The following is a 17055-nucleotide window of genomic DNA, read 5'->3' as shown; positions in this document are numbered from 1 at the left end:
GGAGCTACGCATGAAGAACGTCTCGGGAAGCAAGAAGGGTCGGCCCGGCGCCGTCCGCGCCGGTCGCAAGGGCAACAAGCAGGTCGGTTCCGGCGGACAGGGCGCGCAGGCGCTCGAGGGCCGCAAGCCGACCCCGAAGGCCGAGGACCGCCCGTACCACCCCGCGGGCAAGCGCAAGGCCGCGAAGGACCGCTTCGAGGCAGCCAAGGGTCGGCACGGTTCCTCGAGCACCCCGCAGGGTCGCACCGGCCGTCCGCCGGCACGCAAGACCGACGACTCCGAGCTGGTGACCGGGCGCAACTCGGTGCTCGAGGCGCTTCGCACGAAGACCCCGTCGTCGACGCTCTACATCGCGTCGCGCATCGAGGTCGACGACCGTGTGAAGGAGATCCTCGCGCTCGCGAACCACCGTGGCGTGCCGATCATCGAGCTCATGCGTCCCGAGCTCGACCGCATCACCGGGCACGACAGCGTGCACCAGGGCGTCGCCCTCAAGGTGCCGGCGTACCAGTACGCCGTGTCCGAGGACATCGTCGAGCAGGCGTTCTCGCGCGACCAGGTCCCGCTGCTCGTCGCCCTCGACGGCATCACGGACCCCCGCAACCTCGGTGCGATCATCCGCTCGACCGCGGCCTTCGGTGGACACGGCGTCATCGTGCCGCAGCGTCGCTCGGTCGGTGTGACGGCGTCGGCGTGGAAGACCTCGGCCGGTGCCGCGGCCCGCACCCCCGTCGCGATGGCCCCGAACCTGACGCAGACCCTGAAGTCGCTCAAGTCGATGGGCCTGTTCGTCCTCGGCCTCGACGGCGACGGTGACGTGGAGCTCGACGGCCTCGAGCTCGCCGACCGCCCGATCGTGATCGTCGTCGGTTCCGAGGGCAAGGGCCTGTCGCGCCTGGTCACCGAGACCTGCGACGCCATCGTGTCGATCCCGATCTCGAGCGCCACCGAGTCCCTGAACGCCGGCATCGCCGCGAGCGTCACCCTGTGGGAGGTCGCGCGGCGCCGCCGCACCGCGTAGCCCCGGCGCTTCGTCCGCAGCAACGGTCGCCTCCCCTCGTGGGAGGCGGCCGTTCCTGCGTGCGGCGCCGACCGGGGCAGGCCCGACGGGTCAGGACACGTCGGATGATGCCCGCCGTGTGGTCACGAGTCGTCGCTGCGCGACGCCGCAGGCGACGGTTCGTGACCGGCCGACGTGCACCTGTGGGGTGTCGTGACCGCTCGACGTCCAACGGCACCACCGGCGGTGCAGGTGACGGTCTGGAGGGCCGGCACCGGTCTCCGGGACGCACGCCGGGCCTCCAGGCGGTCGCGTTCTCGAACCCCGAGCGGCCACGACCCATCGGCGGGTGTCGGCCGTGTGGTCACGCGTCGTCGCTGCGCGACGCCGCCAGCGACGGTCTGTGACCAGTCGGCACCCACCCGGCGGGGCGTCGTGACCGACCGGGGACCGCGTCAGACGGTGGCGCGCCAGTCGTCCACGTCGTCGGACTCATCGGCGGCGTCGTCGTCGAGCACCGGGATCGGCACGGTGATCGACGAGGTCGGCGGGTTGATGAGCAGGCGCTCGTCGCGACGGTGGCGGAGCACGTCGTTGATGTACGCGGTCGTGGCCTCTGGCAGGGAGACGGAACGCTCCTCCTGCTGGGACATGAACCAGCGGTGCTCGAGCAGCTCGTGGAACACCTCGGCGGGTTCGAGCCGACCGCGCAGGTCACGGGGGATCGACCGGACGACGGGCTCGAAGACCCGTGAGACCCACTCGTGCGCCACCATCTCCTCGTCGAGTTCGTCACGGCCGTTGCGGGCACGGTACGAGTCGAGGTCGTTGAGCAGGCGCCGGGCCTGGTTCTCGCCGGCGTCGAGCCCGGTGAGCCGCAGCAGTCGGCGCTGGTGGTGCCCGGCGTCGACGACCTTCGGCTGGATCCGGACCTGCGAGCCGCCCTCGGTCGTGTGGATCGACAGTTCTTCGATGTCGAAGCCGAGCTCGTTCAGGCGCTCCACGCGGTCGTTGATGCGCCAGCGTTCCTTGATGTCGAACTGCTCGGTGCCGGTGAGCTCGGTCCAGAGCGTGCGGTACTGGGCGACGATGCGGTTCGAGACGTCCACGGGGTCGGCGTTCTCGTCGAGCCGTCCGCCGGCCTCCAGGTCGAGGAGCTCGCCGGCGATGTTCACGCGGGCGACCTCGAGGTCGTTCTCGCGCTGGCCGTTCGACAGCCCGCCGGGGTAGAGCTTGCCGGTCTCCGCGTCGACCAGGTACGCGGCGAAGGCGCCGGCGTCGCGACGGAACAGCGTGTTCGACAGGGACACGTCGCCCCAGTAGAAGCCGATGACGTGCAGGCGGACGAGCAGCAGCGCGAGGGCGTCGACCAGACGGGTGGCGGTCTCCGGGCGCAGCGTCTGCGAGTAGAGCGCACGGTAGGGCAGCGAGAACCGCAGGTGACGGGTCACGAGCACAGGGTGCAGTGGTTCACCGTCGGCATCGGCGCGGTTCGTGATGACCGCGACCGGGTCCACACACGGCACGTCCATGCGCTGCAGGGTCCGGAGCATCTCGTACTCGGACCGGGCGACCTCTTCGCCGGTCTCCTTCACCGCGGCGACGTACCCGCTCAGGTGCACGAACCGCACGAGGTGCCGTGAGATGCCCTTCGGCAGCGCGACGATCGTGTCGTCGGGCCAGTCGGCGAGCGGCAGGTCCCACGGCAGGTCGAGCAGGCCGGGGTCGACGGTGGCGGCGGTGATGGACATCGAGTCGGGCACGGTGGTTCCTCTGGTGTCGGGGACAGCCGAGAGCCCGCGTCCGGCCTGGTGAGGCGGGCGCGGGCTCTCGGGGGAGTGCGCTGGTTACGCGCTGACGACGGCCTTGTCGTCGAGGCGGTCGCCCGACTCGGTGTCGAAGGCGTGCACGTGGCCCTGCTTCGGCGTGATGACGATCGTGTCACCGATCGACGGGTGCGCACGACCGTCGACGCGGGCGACGATGTCGGCGCGCTGGCCGTTCACGTCGGCGTGACCGTAGAGGTAGCCGTCGGCGCCGAGCTCCTCGACGACGTCGACCGTGACGGGCAGGCCCTCGCCGGACTGCGACACGACGACGTCCTCGGGGCGGATGCCGACCGTGATCTGTGCGGCACGGGCGTTCGACAGGGTGTCGCGGTCGATCGCGTGGTTGAGCGTGCCGAACTTGATGCCGCCCTCGATGACGTCGGCGGGCAGCAGGTTCATGGCCGGCGAACCGATGAAGCCGGCGACGAACACGTTGTTCGGCTTCTCGTACAGGTCGCGCGGGGTGCCGACCTGCTGCAGGATGCCGTCCTTGAGCACCGCGATGCGGTCACCCATGGTCAGTGCCTCTGTCTGGTCGTGCGTGACGTAGACCGTGGTGACGCCGAGACGACGCTGCAGCGACGCGATCTGCGTGCGGGTCTGGACGCGGAGCTTGGCGTCGAGGTTCGACAGCGGCTCGTCCATGAGGAACACCTGCGGCTGACGGACGATCGCACGGCCCATCGCGACACGCTGACGCTGACCACCGGAGAGCGCCTTCGGCTTGCGGCCGAGGTAGTCCTCGAGGTCGAGGAGCTTGGCGGCTTCCTGCACGCGGGTGGCGCGCTCTTCCTTGCCGACGCCGGCGATCTTGAGCGCGAAGCCCATGTTCTCGGCAACGGTCATGTGCGGGTACAGCGCGTAGTTCTGGAACACCATCGCGATGTCGCGGTCCTTCGGCGGGACGTCCGTGACGTCGCGGTCGCCGATGCGGATCTGACCGGAGTTGACCTCTTCGAGGCCGGCCAGCATGCGGAGCGAGGTGGACTTGCCGCAGCCCGAGGGGCCGACGAGGACGAGGAACTCGCCGTCGGCGACGTCCAGGTCGAGGGAGTCGACCGCGGGACGGTTGCCTCCGGGGTAGAGACGGGTTGCCTTGTCATAGGTGACGGACGCCATGAGCGTTCGGTCCTTCCTTCACCGGCAGGTACGTGCCGGACGATCCGAGTGAAGCGGTGTGCCCGTACGGGCCCCGGACAGTCGTCGTCGACTGTCGAGCTCCATACAACACGAGTTCACCCGGGTGCGCCAGTGTTTTCCCCCTTGGTCGGCTGCTTCCCAGAGCGCCCCACTACAATCGCCGGGTCCGTCCGCCGAGCAGGGGAACGCCGAGCGGACACCGATCAGGAGGACGACGCACCGATGAACAACCGCCCCGAGGGTGCTGCCCGCGCCGCGCGGAACGAGCGCCGTGAAGCCGCCCGCCAGCGAGCCCAGCGTGCCCGGACCCAGCAGAAGCGACGCCAGCGCGGTGTCCGGCTCGGACTGCAGATCGGGCTCGGGGTCGTGCTCCTCGCCGCCGCGACGATCGTCACGCTCGTGCTGGTCGACTCCGTGAAGCCCGCCGGGCCCGGACCGTCGACGATGTCGCAGGGCGGCATCACGATCGGACAGGACCTGAAGCCGGTCACCGCGTCCGCGTCCGGATCGGCCGCTGCCGCCCCGAGCAACACCGAGACCGACGGTGCCGGGACCGTCCGGATCACCCTGTACGTCGACTACCTCTGCCCCGGCTGCGGCCAGTTCGAGCGGGCCAACGGTGACTACATCAAGGACCTGGTCGACTCCGGAGCGGCCACGGTCGACATCCACCCGGTCGCGATCCTGTCGAACCGCTCGCAGGGCACGAAGTACTCGCTCCGCGCCGCGAACGCCGCTGCCTGCGTCGCCGAGCACTCGCCGAACCAGTTCTACGCGGTCAACCAGGCGCTCTTCGCGAAGCAGCCGGACGAGGGCACGGCGGGCCTGACGGACGCGGAGCTCACCGACGTCGTCACGGGCGTGCAGGGACTCCAGGAGCGCAGCGCCGTCCGGAGCTGCATCACCGACCAGGACTACGCCAAGTGGGTGGACGAGCAGACGTCGAAGGTGTCCGACGGCACCATCCCCGGGTCGACGCTCAAGGAGTTCCCGGGGACGCCGCTCGTGCTCGTGAACGGCCAGCGGTACGAACTGACCTCGCCGGTCACGAACGACGACTTCCGCACCTTCGTGGTGACGGCCGCCGGGACGACCGACGCGACCCCGACGCCCACCCCGAGCGCGACCCCGACGCCCACGCCGACCAAGCGCTGACGTCCGGACGAGCGCTGACGTCCGGACGAGCGCTGACGTCCGGACGAGCGCTGCCGCGCTGACCACGGACGGGAGGCCCGGTGCCAGCTGGCACCGGGCCTGACGTCCGCAACGGCGCGGCTACAGGGCCGAACCCGGGATGCTCAGGGTGTCGCAGTGCGTCGCACCCTGCTGGTAGCCCCGCAGGAACCAGCGCTGCCGCTGCTCGCTCGACCCGTGCGTGAACGAGTCCGGGTCGACGCGGCCGGTCGCACGCTCCTGGATGCTGTCGTCGCCCACCGCACTCGCCGCCGACAGGGCGTCCGTGATCTGTGTCCGGGTGATCGGCTCGAAGAAGGTCTCGCCGTCCGCGTCCTCGGTGGTCGCGGCGTCGCCGACCCAGGCCCCGGCGTAGCAGTCCGCCTGCAGCTCGACGCGGACGCTGTCCGACGACGCCCCCGTGCCGGAGCGGTCGGTGCTCGCGAAGGATCCCTGCAGCTGCTGGATGTGGTGCCCCCACTCGTGCGCGACGACGTACATCTGCGCGAGCGGACCGCCTGACGAGCCGTACTGCGACTGCAGGTCGTCGTAGAACGCGGTGTCCAGGAAGACCGCCCGGTCCGGCGGGCAGTAGAACGGGCCTGTCGCGGCGGACGCCTGCCCACACGCGGTGTCGGTGGAGTCCTGGAACAGGAAGAACTCCGGCGAGGTGTACGAGATGCCGAGGGATCGTGCCTCGGACGTCCAGTAGGCGTCGAGGGACTCTGCTGCGCCCTCCATCCGGCACTCGACGCGCAGGTTGGCATCCCGCCCGGTCCGGCACTCGGGGGCGGCGTCGGCGGACTCGCCCCCCTGCTGGATCGTCGTCAGGCCGTTGTCGCCGCCGACGATCCCGCTCAGGTCGACCCCCGTGAACTGCAGGATCAGGAACACCACGACGGCGCCGACACCCATGGCACCACCGCCGATCGCCGTGGTGCGACCCCGCCGCTTGACCTTGCCGCCCCGGAGCCGAGCATCGTCGTTGAACGTCATGGCCCCGAACCTACCGATCAGCGGCCCCGCGTAGCGTCGGCGGCGTCGGCCACCCCGACACCTGACGTACACCTGTCGTACAACCGGAAGGAACCGCACGATGGCCACTCCCATCAGCACCGTGATGAGCCCCGCCCGCTACGTCCAGGGCAAGGACGCGATCACCCGCGTCGGCGAGTTCATCGCCCCGATCGGCAAGCGGCCCCTGATCGTCGCCGACGACGTGGTCTGGGGCATCGTCGAGACCGCCGTCACCGAGAGCTTCCGGTCCGCCGACCTGGCCGTCGAGCGTGTCGGGTTCGGCCGCTTCGCCACCCCCGAAGCCGTCGACGAGCTCGTCGAGCAGATCGCCGCGAAGGACGCCGACGTCATCGTGGGACTCGGCGGCGGCTCCGCCATCGACGCCGCGAAGGCCGCCGGACACCTGGCCGGCATCCGGTGGGCGAGCGTCCCGACGGCCGCGTCCACCGACGCCCCCACCTCGGCGCTCGCCGTCATCTACACCGCCGAGGGCGAGTTCATCGAGTACCGCTTCTTCCCGCACAACCCGGACCTCGTGCTCATCGACACCAGGCTCGTCGCCAACGCCCCGGTGCAGTTCCTGGTCGCGGGCATCGGCGACGCGCTGGCGACCTGGGTCGAGGCCCGTGCCGCGAAGCGTGCCAACGCCGACACCATGGCCGGCGGCCTGCAGACCCAGACCGGCGTCGCGCTGGCCGAACTGTCGTGGAGGCTCCTGCACGAGAACGCCCTGCAGGCCATCGAGGCCGTCAAGTCCAAGGTCGTCACCCCCGCGCTCGAGAAGGTCGTCGAGGCGAACACGCTGCTGTCCGGCCTGGGGTTCGAGTCGGGCGGGCTCGCCGCCGCCCACGCGATCCACAACGGGCTGACCGCCGCTCCGCAGGCCCACGGCCTGGCGCACGGGCAGAAGGTCAACATCGGCACGATCGCGCAGCTCGTGCTCGAGGGCGCCCCGGCGGAGGAGATCGAGGACTTCGTCGTCTTCACCACGAAGGTCGGCCTGCCGAACACCCTGACCGAGATCGGCCTGACGGTGGACGACCGCGACGTGCTGCAGGCCGTGGCCGAGGCGGCGACGGTGGAGGGCGAGACCATCCACAACATGCCGTTCCCGGTGACGCCGGAGCTCGTGGTCGACGCCCTGGTCGCGATCGAGGGCATCGCGCGCAGCATCCGCGCCGAGCACGGTCTGCCGGAGCCCGTGCTGTACGAGCACCACTGACCCCGGCGCGGGATCAGGTGCGGATCAGCGGTTCCATCGTCGCCAGGTCCGCACCGATCCCGACGTCGACGAGTTCGATCCGACCCGCGAGGGTGGCGGCGGGTCCGGTCAGCAGTCCGGCCTTCACGCCGCCGAACGTGACGGTGACGTCGGCGTGCAGGACGTGGTCGTCCGCGACGCCGCCGGTGTCCACGTCGACGCCGCTCGGCACGTCGACCGCGACGACGAACGGCGCGCGCTGGTCGCGGGCGAGCTCGCGGATCGCGTCCACGACCTCGCGGGCGGGGGACCGCAGTGCGGTCGCGCCGTGCACCCCGATGCCGAGGATGCCGTCGAGCACCAGGTCGGCCTCGAGTGCCGCCTCGGTCGCGACGGCGGCCAGGCGCTCGCCGTCGCTCCGGCCGGCTGCCCGCAGGATGTCGGCCGCTCCGCCCGCGTTCGGTCCCGAGGTGCCGGACGCGCCGTCGAGCAGACGGGCGCCGGCGTCCAGCGCCGCTGCCAGGCCGGCCGCGTGGACACGGGAGCCGACGCGCAGGACCGCCACGTGCCTCCCGGCCGCTGCCAGGCGAGCACCCGCGAACAGGGCGTCCCCGCCGTTGTCGCCGCTGCCCGCCAGCACGAGGACCGATCCCGGCCCGTCGACCGGCCGCACGGCCGGGTCGTCCAGCAGGTCGCCGACGATGCGCGCGAGCCCTGCGGCGGCTCGCTGCATGAGCGGTTCCCCCGCGTCGAGGTGGGGGCGTTCCGCCGCCCGGATCTGATCGCCGCCGTAGCCGTCCATGGCGACCACACTGCCCCGATACGCTGGAGAGGACATGTCACTCGTCCCCGAAGCGCCCCGCCCCCGGTTCGTGATGTCGCCCGACGGGCTGCGACTCGCGACCTACGACTTCGGCGACCCCGACGCCCCGGCCGTCATCGCGGTGCACGGGTTCGCCTCCGGCGCGGTGCTCAACTGGCACGCATCGGGCTGGACGCGACACCTGGTCCGTGCCGGCTACCGCGTGCTGGCGCTCGACCAGCGGGGGCACGGCGCGAGCGCGAAGCCGCACGACCCGGGTGCCTACTCGATGGACCTGCTCGTCGCCGACGTCACCACGGTCATCGACACGTACCTGCTCGACGACGTCGCGTACCTCGGCTACTCGCTCGGCGCCCGCGTCGGCTGGCACACCGCCGAACGCCTGCCCGGCCGGATCTCGCGAGCGGTCTTCGGCGGGATCCCGGACGCCGACCCGATGCGCCGCGTCCGCGTCGACCAGGCGAAGGCCTACATCGCCGACGGCACCCCGATCGAGGACCGCGTGACGAACGGCTACCTGACGATGGCGGGCAACGTCGAGGGCAACGACCTCGGCGCGCTCGTGGCCATGGTCGAGGGGATGCGGAACAGCATCGAGCCGACCCCGCAGAACGCCCCGGCGCAGCCGCTCCTGATCGCGGCCGGCAGTGAGGACGGCATCCGCGACAGTGCGGTCCGGCTCGCCGAGGCCGCACCGGACGCCACCTTCTTCGAGATCCCGGGGCGCAACCACTTCAACGCACCGACCTCGCGGCCGTTCCGCGAAGCGGCGCTGCGGTTCCTGTCCGCCCCGCGCTGAGGGGTACTCGTGGGTCCCCTCGGTCGGACCCCACCGGGCGTACCGTCCCCGCCATGGACTACAGACTCCTCGGCAACAGCGGGACATCGGTGTCGACGCTGACCCTCGGCACCATGACGTTCGGCAGCGAAGCCGACGAACCCACCTCACACGCCATCCTCGACGCCTTCGTGGCCGCCGGTGGCACGCTCGTCGACACGGCGGACGTCTACTCCGGCAACGAGTCCGAGCGGATCATCGGCCGCTGGCTCGCAGCACACCCCACCGAGGCGGCGCAGGTCGTCCTCGCCACCAAGGGCCGGTTCCCGCAGGGCGACGGTCCGAACGACCTCGGGCTGTCCCGACGACACCTGCGCGTGGCCCTCGACGCCTCGCTCGAACGGCTCGGCGTCGACCACATCGACCTGTACCAGATGCACGCCTGGGACGCCCTGACCCCCATCGACGAGACCCTGCGGTTCCTCGACGACGCCGTGTCCGCCGGCAAGATCGGCTCGTACGGGTTCTCGAACTACCTCGGCTACCAGGTCACCAAGGCCGTCTACGAGGCGAAGGCGCACGGCTGGGCACCGCCGGTCACCCTGCAGCCGCAGTACAACCTGCTCGTCCGCGACATCGAGCACGAGGTCGTGCCCGCCTGCCTCGACGCCGGCATCGGCCTGCTGCCCTGGTCGCCCCTGGCCGGCGGCTGGCTGTCGGGCAAGTACCAGCGCGACGAGGCCCCGTCCGGCGCCACCCGCCTGGGCGAGAACCCGGAGCGCGGCATGGAGGCGTGGGAGGCCCGCAACGGCGACGAGCGCACGTGGGAGGTGCTCGACGCCGTCTCCGAGGTGGCCGACGCCCACGACGCGTCGAAGTCGCAGGTCGCACTCGCCTGGCTGCTGGCCCGGCCCGCGGTCACGAGCGTGATCCTCGGTGTCCGCACCCTGTCGCAGCTCGAGGACAACCTCGGTGCCGCGGACCTGGTGCTCACCGACGACGAGCTCGCCCGGCTGACCGACGCCAGCGCTCCCCGCATCGACGACTACCCCTACGGCACGGCCGGCGTCGCGCAGCGGGAACGGAAGATCACCGGCGGGCGCTGAGCGGACAGGACCCGTGCGCGTTCGTGCACATCGTGCGGATTTCCGCGGATGTGGGGTCAGGGTGTGGACGCGCGGGTCGGTGAGGTGTCATCCTCGTCGCACGACCGGCTGGTTACCGCGTCCAGCGCCCGGAACGCCCCCTGATCCGCGTTCCGTGTGCCGATGCCCCGGGCGAGACTTCGCCCGGGGCATCGCTCTGGGGCCGGCAGCGGGACTTGAACCCGCAACCCCCGTATTACAAGTACGGTGCGCTACCAATTGCGCCATGCCGGCTGACGCCGCTCATCCTACCGGTGAGGGCGTCCGGGGCTCACTCGCCCGACTTCTCGGAGAAGTTCAGCGAGATCGAGTTCATGCAGTACCGGTCACCGGTGGGGGTGCCGAACCCGTCGGGGAACACGTGGCCCAGGTGCGAACCGCAGCTCGCGCACCGGACCTCGGTCCGGGCCATGCCGAGCGAGTTGTCCTCGATGAGCTGCACGGCGTCCGGGTTCACCGACTCGTAGAACGACGGCCAGCCGCAGCCGGAGTCGAACTTCGTGCCGCTCTTGAACAGCTCCGCGTTGCAGGCCGCACAGGTGTAGACGCCGGCGCGCTCCTCGTCGAGGAGTTCACCGGTCCACGGTCGTTCGGTCCCCGCCTGGCGGAGGACGGCGTACTGGTCCGGGGAGAGCTCCTCGCGCCACTGGGCGTCGGACTTGTCGACGTTGTATGCCATTGGTTCCTCCTGCTTCCGGTCGGGCTCTTCCGGGCACTCCCGACCACTTCAGTAAACTCGCCACGATGTCCGAGCATTCCGTGCACCACGCCCGCTGGACCCGTCTGACGACGGACGCACTGTACGGCATCGTCGTCCTGCGCAACCGCGTGTTCGCGCTCGAGCAGCGGGTCACCGCCGAGGACTTCGACGGCCGTGACCGCGAGCCCGACACCGAGCACTGGTGGTTCGGCACGGACACCGCTGCGGTTGGGTACCTGCGGCTCATCCGCCCGGCGGTGGACGAGGTCCACCCGGACGGCGCCGAGTCGCCGGCGTGGGTCATCGGGCGGGTCGCGACCGACCCGGAGCACCGCGGGCAGGGGATCGCCGGCGGGCTCGTCGCCGCCGTCCTCGACGAACACGGACACGACCCGTTCGTCCTGCACGCCCAGGAGTACGTCGCGGCCCTGTACGAGCGGTACGGCTTCGTGCGGTTCGGGGAGCCGTACGTGGAGGCCGGCATCCGCCACGTCGGCATGCACCGGCCCGGGCGCTGATGGACACCCGGGCCCGGTACGCCGCCTTCGCCGACCGCATCGAGGCGGTCTCACCGTCGTACGCCGCCTGGGCACGGTCGCTCGACGACGCCATCGTCGCGCTCCTCGCCGAGGTCCCCGAGCAGCAGCGGCAGCCGGAACTGTTCTTCGCGGTCGCGCGGCGGCTGGGCGCGGACCCGTCGGACCCGGGTGCGCTCGGCGCGCTCGGCCTGGAGGCCCGCCCCGCGCTGGTCACGGCCCTCGCGTCCGCCACGGTGCAGGCCAACGACCCGCGGCGGCTCGCCCCGGTCGTCCCGCTCTTCGCGGCGCTCGCCGAACGCTCCGTACGGCCGCTCGGCCTGGTCGATGCCGGGGCTGCCGCCGGGCTGTGCTCGATCCCGGACCGGGTGACGCTCGACCACCGGACGTCGGAGTCCCGGGTGCCGGCGGAACGCGCCCCGGTGCCGTCGTCGCGCCCCGACTCCTCGGGGCGCGACGACCACGGCGGGGCGCGCACCGAGCTCGTCCGGATGCACACGGCGGTCGACGAACCCGCGGTCCGTCTCGTCGCGGACGTCTCCGGGGTCCTTCCAGCTCCGGCGAGCAGGCCGATCCGGATCGGCGCACGGATCGCCCTCGACCCGAACCCGATCGACCTCGCCGCACCGGGCGCGTTCGACCGGTTGGTCGAGGCGGTCCCGCCCGAGGCGACGGAGCGGATCGCCCTGATGCGCGAGGCGGCGCGCGCGACGCTCGCCGTGCCTCCCGTGCGGATCAGGGGCACGCTGCCGGGTGACCTCGACCGTGCACTGGACGCCCTGCCGGACGACGTCGAACCGGTCGTCCTGACCACCGGGACCCTTGTCTACGTGCCGGGCGCGGACCGGCAACGGTTCGTGGACCGGATCCGTGAGCGGGGGGTGCACTGGATCGCCCTCGAGCGCACCGGGATCCTGCGCGATGTGGCCGCGACGCTCCCCGATGACGTCGACGCCGCTGACCCGGACGCGTTCGCGACGGCCTCGATCGACGGGGTCGCGGTCGCCGCCTCCGACCCGTTCGGTACCCGCGTGCGCTGGTTCCGTGCGCCGAACCTGTGACCAGTGTTCGCGACAGTCCAGCCCCGTGCCAGGGTCCGGATCGACTCCACCCCTACGATGTGCGAGACCCGTTACCCGACCGTGATCGGAACCGCCGTGACCAGCCCCACCGACGAACGCAGCACTGAGCAGCTCAGCGAGCTCGCCCAGCGCGTGCTGTCGTTCGAGCAGGACCGGGCACGGCACGACCGCACGAAGGAAGCGGAGATCCGGGTCGAGTTCGAGATGTCGGCGGCGCGCTACTACCAGGTGCTGAACCGCGTGATCGACTCGCCCGCGGCACTCGCGTACGACCCGCAGCTCGTCAGCCGGCTGCAGCGGCTCCGGCACGCGCGCACCAGCGCCCGGGCCACGCGCAGCTTCGTCGCGCCAGGCGTGGCTCCCGAAGGACGTGAAGAGGAACGATGAGCACGAGATTCCCCCGAGACCGGTTCGACGACGTCGCCGACGGCCCGCGGGTCGGTGCGCACCGCGGTGCCCAGCGTCGCGGCCGTGGCTGGATCGCCTTCGCCTGGGCGGCACTCGCCACCGGGGTGCTCGTCGGCATCGGCGTGCTCGTGCTCGCGCTGCTGAACGGCAGCTACTCCTTCAACAGCTCGGACTCTCCGTCGGCGTCCACGTCGGCGTCCGCCACCGCGAAGCCCTCGGCGACGTCGAAGCCGTCCGCGTCCTCGTCGGCCGGATCGGGCTCCGCGGGGTCCGGCGCGGGCAGTGCCGCGGCCGCGACGCCGGCGCAGCAGGGCACCACCACCGTGGTGGTCCTGAACGGCACGACCACCACGGGCCTGGCAAGCCGGGCGAGTGCGGCGCTGACCGGTGCCGGCTGGCAGGTCGCCTCGACCGGTGACGCCGGCACGACGGGCTCGACGTCGACGATCGTCTACTACCAGCAGGCGTCGCAGGCGGCGGTCGCGCAGGGCATCGCGAAGCAGCTCGGGGTCACCGCGGTGCAGCAGTCGGCGGCGTTCCCGAACGCGGACGTGAGTGTCGTCCTCGGCGCGGACTACACCGGTTGATCCCGGCACCACCGCGTTTTTCGCGCATTGTGTGACGGGTGTGTTTCGGGCACGTTGAATTCTGACGGAATCGACGTGAAACAACGTCACACCTCTTGCCTGATCCGGCGCGTTCGGTCAGAGTCCCATGCAGACGACGATCACGTCGTTCCGCACTGCAGTACCAGGGAGCAAGAGATCATGGCCAACGGAACCGTGAAGTGGTTCAACGCTGAAAAGGGCTTCGGCTTCATCACCGTGGATGGAGGGGGCCAGGACGTGTTCGTGCACTACTCGGCCATCGACATGTCGGGTTACAAGGTCCTCGAGGAGGGCCAGGCCGTCGTGTTCGACGTCGGGACCGGGTCGAAGGGCCCGCAGGCAGAGTCCGTCCGCCCCGCCTGAGCACCACCACTTCCAGAACGCGCCGTCCCGTCAGGGGCGGCGCGTTCGTCGTGTGCGGGGGTGAGGACGGGTGCGGGGAGCGCGACCGCGGCGGTGGTGCGGGGTCCGCCGGACGTGGCGTGTCCTGGGAAGTCGTCACGAGCCTCCCGACTGTGTTGCACTCGCACCCGTCGAGTGCCAGAATCGGCGTTGGCACTCGCTCACGCTGAGTGCCAGCACGACCCCCAAGACGACGTCCGGGAGGGACGAAAAACCACATGGCTAAGATCATTGCTTTCGACGAGGAGGCCCGCCGTGGCCTCGAGCGCGGCCTGAACCAGCTGGCCGACGCCGTGAAGGTGACGCTCGGCCCGCGCGGCCGCAACGTCGTCCTCGAGAAGAAGTGGGGCGCCCCCACGATCACGAACGACGGTGTCTCCATCGCCAAGGAGATCGAACTCGACGACCCGTACGAGAAGATCGGTGCGGAGCTCGTCAAGGAGGTCGCCAAGAAGACCGACGACGTCGCCGGTGACGGGACGACCACCGCGACCGTCCTCGCCCAGGCCCTCGTCCGCGAAGGCCTGCGCAACGTCGCCGCCGGTGCCGACCCCGTGTCGCTCAAGCGCGGCATCGAGAAGGCCGTCGCCGCCGTCTCCGACCAGCTCCTCGCCAACGCGAAGGACATCGAGACCAAGGACCAGATCGCCGCGACCGCGTCGATCTCGGCCGCTGACCCGACGATCGGCGCGCTCATCGCCGAGGCCATCGACAAGGTCGGCAAGGAAGGCGTCGTCACCGTCGAGGAGTCGAACACCTTCGGCACCGAGCTCGAGCTCACCGAGGGCATGCGCTTCGACAAGGGCTACCTGTCGCAGTACTTCGTCACCGACCCCGAGCGTCAGGAAGCCGTCTTCGAGGACGCCTACATCCTGATCGTCAACTCGAAGATCTCGAACATCAAGGACCTCCTGCCGGTCGTCGACAAGGTGATCCAGGCGGGCAAGCAGCTCCTGATCATCGCCGAGGACGTCGACGGCGAGGCCCTGGCCACGCTCGTCGTGAACAAGATCCGCGGCATCTTCAAGTCCGTCGCCGTCAAGGCTCCGGGCTTCGGCGACCGCCGCAAGGCCATGCTGCAGGACATCGCGATCCTCACCGGTGGCCAGGTCATCTCGGAAGAGGTCGGCCTCAAGCTCGAGAACGCGACGCTCGACCTGCTCGGTCGTGCCCGCAAGGTCGTCATCACCAAGGACGAGACCACGATCGTCGAGGGTGCTGGCGACGCCGAGCAGATCGCCGGCCGTGTCCGCCAGATCCGTGCCGAGATCGAGGCGACCGACTCCGACTACGACCGCGAGAAGCTCCAGGAGCGCCTCGCGAAGCTCGCCGGTGGCGTCGCCGTCATCAAGGCGGGTGCCGCGACCGAGGTCGAGCTCAAGGAGCGCAAGCACCGCATCGAGGACGCCGTCCGCAACGCGAAGGCTGCCGTCGAAGAGGGCATCGTCGCCGGTGGTGGCGTCGCCCTCATCCAGGCCGGTGCCGTCGCACTTGAGGCCCTCCAGCTCGAGGGTGACGAGGCGACCGGTGCGAACATCGTCCGCGTGGCCATCGACGCGCCGCTCAAGCAGATCGCGCTGAACGCCGGTCTCGAGCCGGGCGTCGTCGCCGCCAAGGTCCGCGAGCTCGAGTCGGGTTGGGGCCTCAACGCCGCGACCGGCGAGTACGTCGACCTGATCGCCGCCGGCATCATCGACCCCGCCAAGGTCACGCGTTCGGCGCTGCAGAACGCTGCGTCGATCGCCGGTCTGTTCCTGACCACCGAGGTCGTCGTCGCCGAGAAGCCCGAGCGCACCCCCGCTGCTCCGGCTGGCGACCCGACGGGTGGCATGGACTTCTAAGTCCGCCTGACGGAAGGGCCCCGCACGCTGCGCGTGTGGGGCCCTTCTGTGTGTGGGGGTGGGTCTGTTGGTCACGACACCCCGCTCAGGCTCGCGGCGCGGTCACGAACCGTCGGTTTGGCCGCTTCCCGTCGACACTTCGTGACCGTCCGGCGGCGCAGGAGCGGGGAGTCATGACCGGCTCGTGGATGCGGCTTGCTCGTGTCGCGCCTCACCACTCCCGCACAGGAGGCCCGACTCACCTCGTTCTCCACAGGTTCCGAGCGCAGGTGGTCGGCTCGCGTGCCCTGCAGCGACCATGACGGCATGCCAGCTGCCCGTCGCCTCCCCGCTCCGTTCGACCGATCCACCTTCCGCGTGGCCGATGCCGTGGGTGGTGGCATTCATCCGGAACGACTCCGACGTGCCGACCTGGCAGCCCCGGTCCACGGTGTCCGCGCTCCGATCGACTCGGTGGACTTCATCGACGCCGTCGCCCTGGTCATGCGTCCCGACCAGTTCTTCAGTCACACGACCGCCGCTGCGATCTGGGGTGCGCCACTGCCGCAGTCGGTGCAATCGCTCCGGACCGTGCACGTCTCCACTGTGGGAGACGGGGTCCGGATGCGTCGGCCGGACGTGATCGCGCACCGCATCCGTCGGCCGACCGTCGTCGAACACCGCGGGCGCCGGGTCAGCTCGCCCGTGCAGATGTGGTTCGAGTGCGCCGGTGTCGTGGACCGTGACGGCCTGGTCGCGATCGGGGACCACCTCGTCGGAGTGTCGGGTCTGGCGACTGCGGACGACCTCCGTGCTGCGATCCGTCCCGGCACACGCTCCGCGCTCGCTGCTCGACGCGCGCTGGACTTCGTCCGGGCGGGCGCGGAGTCGCCGCAGGAGACCTGGCTCTGTCTGGCAGTGGTCGAAGCGGGGTTCCCCGAGCCGGAGCTGAACGTCGACGTGCACGACGGTGCGGGACGGTTCCTCGGCCGCGTCGACATGGCGTGGCCGGAGTTCGGCATCGCGTTGGAGTACGACGGCGATCACCACCGCGAGCGCGACACCTTCCGACACGATCAACGACGGGACAACGGCTTCGTGGTGAACGACTGGCTCGTGATCCATGCAACGGCGTCGGACGCCCACCGGCCCGCACTGTTGTTCGAGCGGCTCCGGCAGGCGTTCGAGGTCCGTGCGGTCGGAAACCGTCGGCGCTCGGCGTGAGAGCAGCATGTGCCACGCGGATGAGTACTTCGTCGGGCGGTCACGACATGTCGTCGGCTGTGCGCCGGTCGGTCACGAACGGTCGGTCAGCGAGTGCGCAGACGACAGATCGTGACCACTCGGCGGCCGTGAACGGGGTGTTGTGACCAGCCGGGCCGCCGCGGGACGC

General features: G+C 70.8%; 17 protein-coding genes and 1 tRNA gene. 12 read left to right on the top strand and 6 right to left on the bottom strand.

Going from position 1 to position 17055, the window contains the following annotated elements; translation table 11 throughout:
- Positions 1–10: 10 nt before the first annotated feature.
- Positions 11–1021 carry a 23S rRNA (guanosine(2251)-2'-O)-methyltransferase RlmB gene (gene rlmB / locus ASF75_RS12275; RefSeq protein WP_017888063.1) on the top strand — a complete coding sequence of 337 codons (1011 nt, stop codon included), beginning with the start codon at positions 11–13 and terminating at the stop codon, positions 1019–1021.
- Positions 1022–1455: 434 nt separating this feature from the next.
- Here the strand turns inward: rlmB and ASF75_RS12270 are convergent, their stop codons facing one another.
- A complete protein-coding gene (locus tag ASF75_RS12270; RefSeq protein ID WP_156463875.1) occupies positions 1456–2763 on the bottom strand; it encodes a DUF4032 domain-containing protein in 1308 nt (435 codons plus the stop codon).
- 84 nt (positions 2764–2847) lie between these two features.
- Positions 2848–3948: an ABC transporter ATP-binding protein gene (locus ASF75_RS12265; protein ID WP_017888061.1), complete on the bottom strand. Its 1101-nt coding sequence runs from the start codon at positions 3946–3948 to the stop codon at positions 2848–2850.
- A gap of 243 nt (positions 3949–4191) precedes the next feature.
- Here ASF75_RS12265 and ASF75_RS12260 point away from each other — a divergent pair, with 243 nt between their 5' ends.
- A complete protein-coding gene (locus ASF75_RS12260; protein ID WP_056071798.1) occupies positions 4192–5124 on the top strand; it encodes a DsbA family protein in 933 nt (310 codons plus the stop codon).
- 120 nt (positions 5125–5244) lie between these two features.
- Here ASF75_RS12260 and ASF75_RS12255 read toward each other — a convergent pair whose 3' ends face one another.
- Positions 5245–6138 (bottom strand): neutral zinc metallopeptidase, encoded by an 894-nt coding sequence (locus tag ASF75_RS12255; RefSeq protein WP_056071795.1) that lies wholly within the window; start codon positions 6136–6138, stop codon positions 5245–5247.
- Between the two features lie 100 nt (positions 6139–6238).
- Between ASF75_RS12255 and ASF75_RS12250 the strand changes: the two genes are divergently transcribed.
- A complete protein-coding gene (locus ASF75_RS12250; RefSeq protein WP_056071792.1) occupies positions 6239–7381 on the top strand; it encodes a glycerol dehydrogenase in 1143 nt (380 codons plus the stop codon).
- Between the two features lie 13 nt (positions 7382–7394).
- On the opposite strand, the gene ASF75_RS12245 is transcribed toward ASF75_RS12250, so the two are convergent.
- The gene (locus ASF75_RS12245; protein ID WP_031260218.1) at positions 7395–8198 is read right to left on the bottom strand and encodes an NAD(P)H-hydrate epimerase; all 804 of its coding nucleotides are present in this window, start codon (positions 8196–8198) and stop codon (positions 7395–7397) included.
- On the opposite strand from ASF75_RS12245, the gene ASF75_RS12240 reads away from it, so the two are divergent.
- Both ASF75_RS12240 and ASF75_RS12235 read left to right on the top strand, forming a co-directional pair.
- Complete coding sequence (locus tag ASF75_RS12240; protein ID WP_042539307.1) at positions 8197–8982, top strand: alpha/beta fold hydrolase; 786 nt, start codon at positions 8197–8199, stop codon at positions 8980–8982. The two genes, ASF75_RS12245 and ASF75_RS12240, sit on opposite strands and share 2 nt — an antisense overlap.
- Positions 8983–9035: 53 nt before the next feature.
- Complete coding sequence (locus ASF75_RS12235) at positions 9036–10067, top strand: aldo/keto reductase (protein WP_056071789.1); 1032 nt, start codon at positions 9036–9038, stop codon at positions 10065–10067.
- 197 nt (positions 10068–10264) lie between these two features.
- Here the strand turns inward: ASF75_RS12235 and ASF75_RS12230 are convergent.
- A tRNA-Thr gene (locus ASF75_RS12230) sits at positions 10265–10340 on the bottom strand.
- Positions 10341–10377: 37 nt separating this feature from the next.
- The gene (gene msrB, locus ASF75_RS12225) at positions 10378–10785 is read right to left on the bottom strand and encodes a peptide-methionine (R)-S-oxide reductase MsrB (protein ID WP_017888054.1); all 408 of its coding nucleotides are present in this window, start codon (positions 10783–10785) and stop codon (positions 10378–10380) included.
- 65 nt (positions 10786–10850) lie between these two features.
- On the opposite strand from msrB, the gene ASF75_RS12220 reads away from it, so the two are divergent.
- The 7 genes from ASF75_RS12220 (at position 10851) to ASF75_RS12190 (ending at position 16886) form a co-directional block, all read left to right on the top strand.
- Positions 10851–11324, top strand: coding sequence for a GNAT family N-acetyltransferase (locus tag ASF75_RS12220; protein ID WP_162243023.1), 474 nt, complete (start codon positions 10851–10853; stop codon positions 11322–11324).
- The gene (locus ASF75_RS12215; RefSeq protein ID WP_056071782.1) at positions 11324–12403 is read left to right on the top strand and encodes a DUF2332 family protein; all 1080 of its coding nucleotides are present in this window, start codon (positions 11324–11326) and stop codon (positions 12401–12403) included. Before ASF75_RS12220 ends, ASF75_RS12215 begins: the two co-directional genes overlap by 1 nt.
- Positions 12404–12499: 96 nt before the next feature.
- The gene (locus ASF75_RS12210) at positions 12500–12811 is read left to right on the top strand and encodes a DUF3263 domain-containing protein (protein ID WP_231564081.1); all 312 of its coding nucleotides are present in this window, start codon (positions 12500–12502) and stop codon (positions 12809–12811) included.
- Positions 12808–13419, top strand: a complete 612-nt coding sequence (locus tag ASF75_RS12205) for a LytR C-terminal domain-containing protein (RefSeq protein ID WP_017888050.1) — start codon at positions 12808–12810, stop codon at positions 13417–13419. Before ASF75_RS12210 ends, ASF75_RS12205 begins: the two co-directional genes overlap by 4 nt.
- Positions 13420–13599: 180 nt before the next feature.
- The gene (locus ASF75_RS12200) at positions 13600–13803 is read left to right on the top strand and encodes a cold-shock protein (RefSeq protein ID WP_017888049.1); all 204 of its coding nucleotides are present in this window, start codon (positions 13600–13602) and stop codon (positions 13801–13803) included.
- A 257-nt stretch (positions 13804–14060) separates the two neighbouring features.
- Positions 14061–15683: a chaperonin GroEL gene (gene groL, locus ASF75_RS12195; RefSeq protein ID WP_056071779.1), complete on the top strand. Its 1623-nt coding sequence runs from the start codon at positions 14061–14063 to the stop codon at positions 15681–15683.
- 306 nt (positions 15684–15989) lie between these two features.
- On the top strand, positions 15990–16886 hold the full coding sequence (locus ASF75_RS12190) for a hypothetical protein (protein ID WP_156463874.1): 897 nt from the start codon (positions 15990–15992) through the stop codon (positions 16884–16886).
- Positions 16887–17055 lie beyond the last annotated feature (169 nt).

The sequence above is a fragment of the Curtobacterium sp. Leaf154 genome (genome assembly GCF_001424595.1).
In the GTDB taxonomy this organism is placed as follows: Bacteria; Actinomycetota; Actinomycetes; order Actinomycetales; family Microbacteriaceae; genus Curtobacterium; species Curtobacterium poinsettiae.
This window is presented reverse-complemented; position numbering and strand designations above follow the sequence as displayed.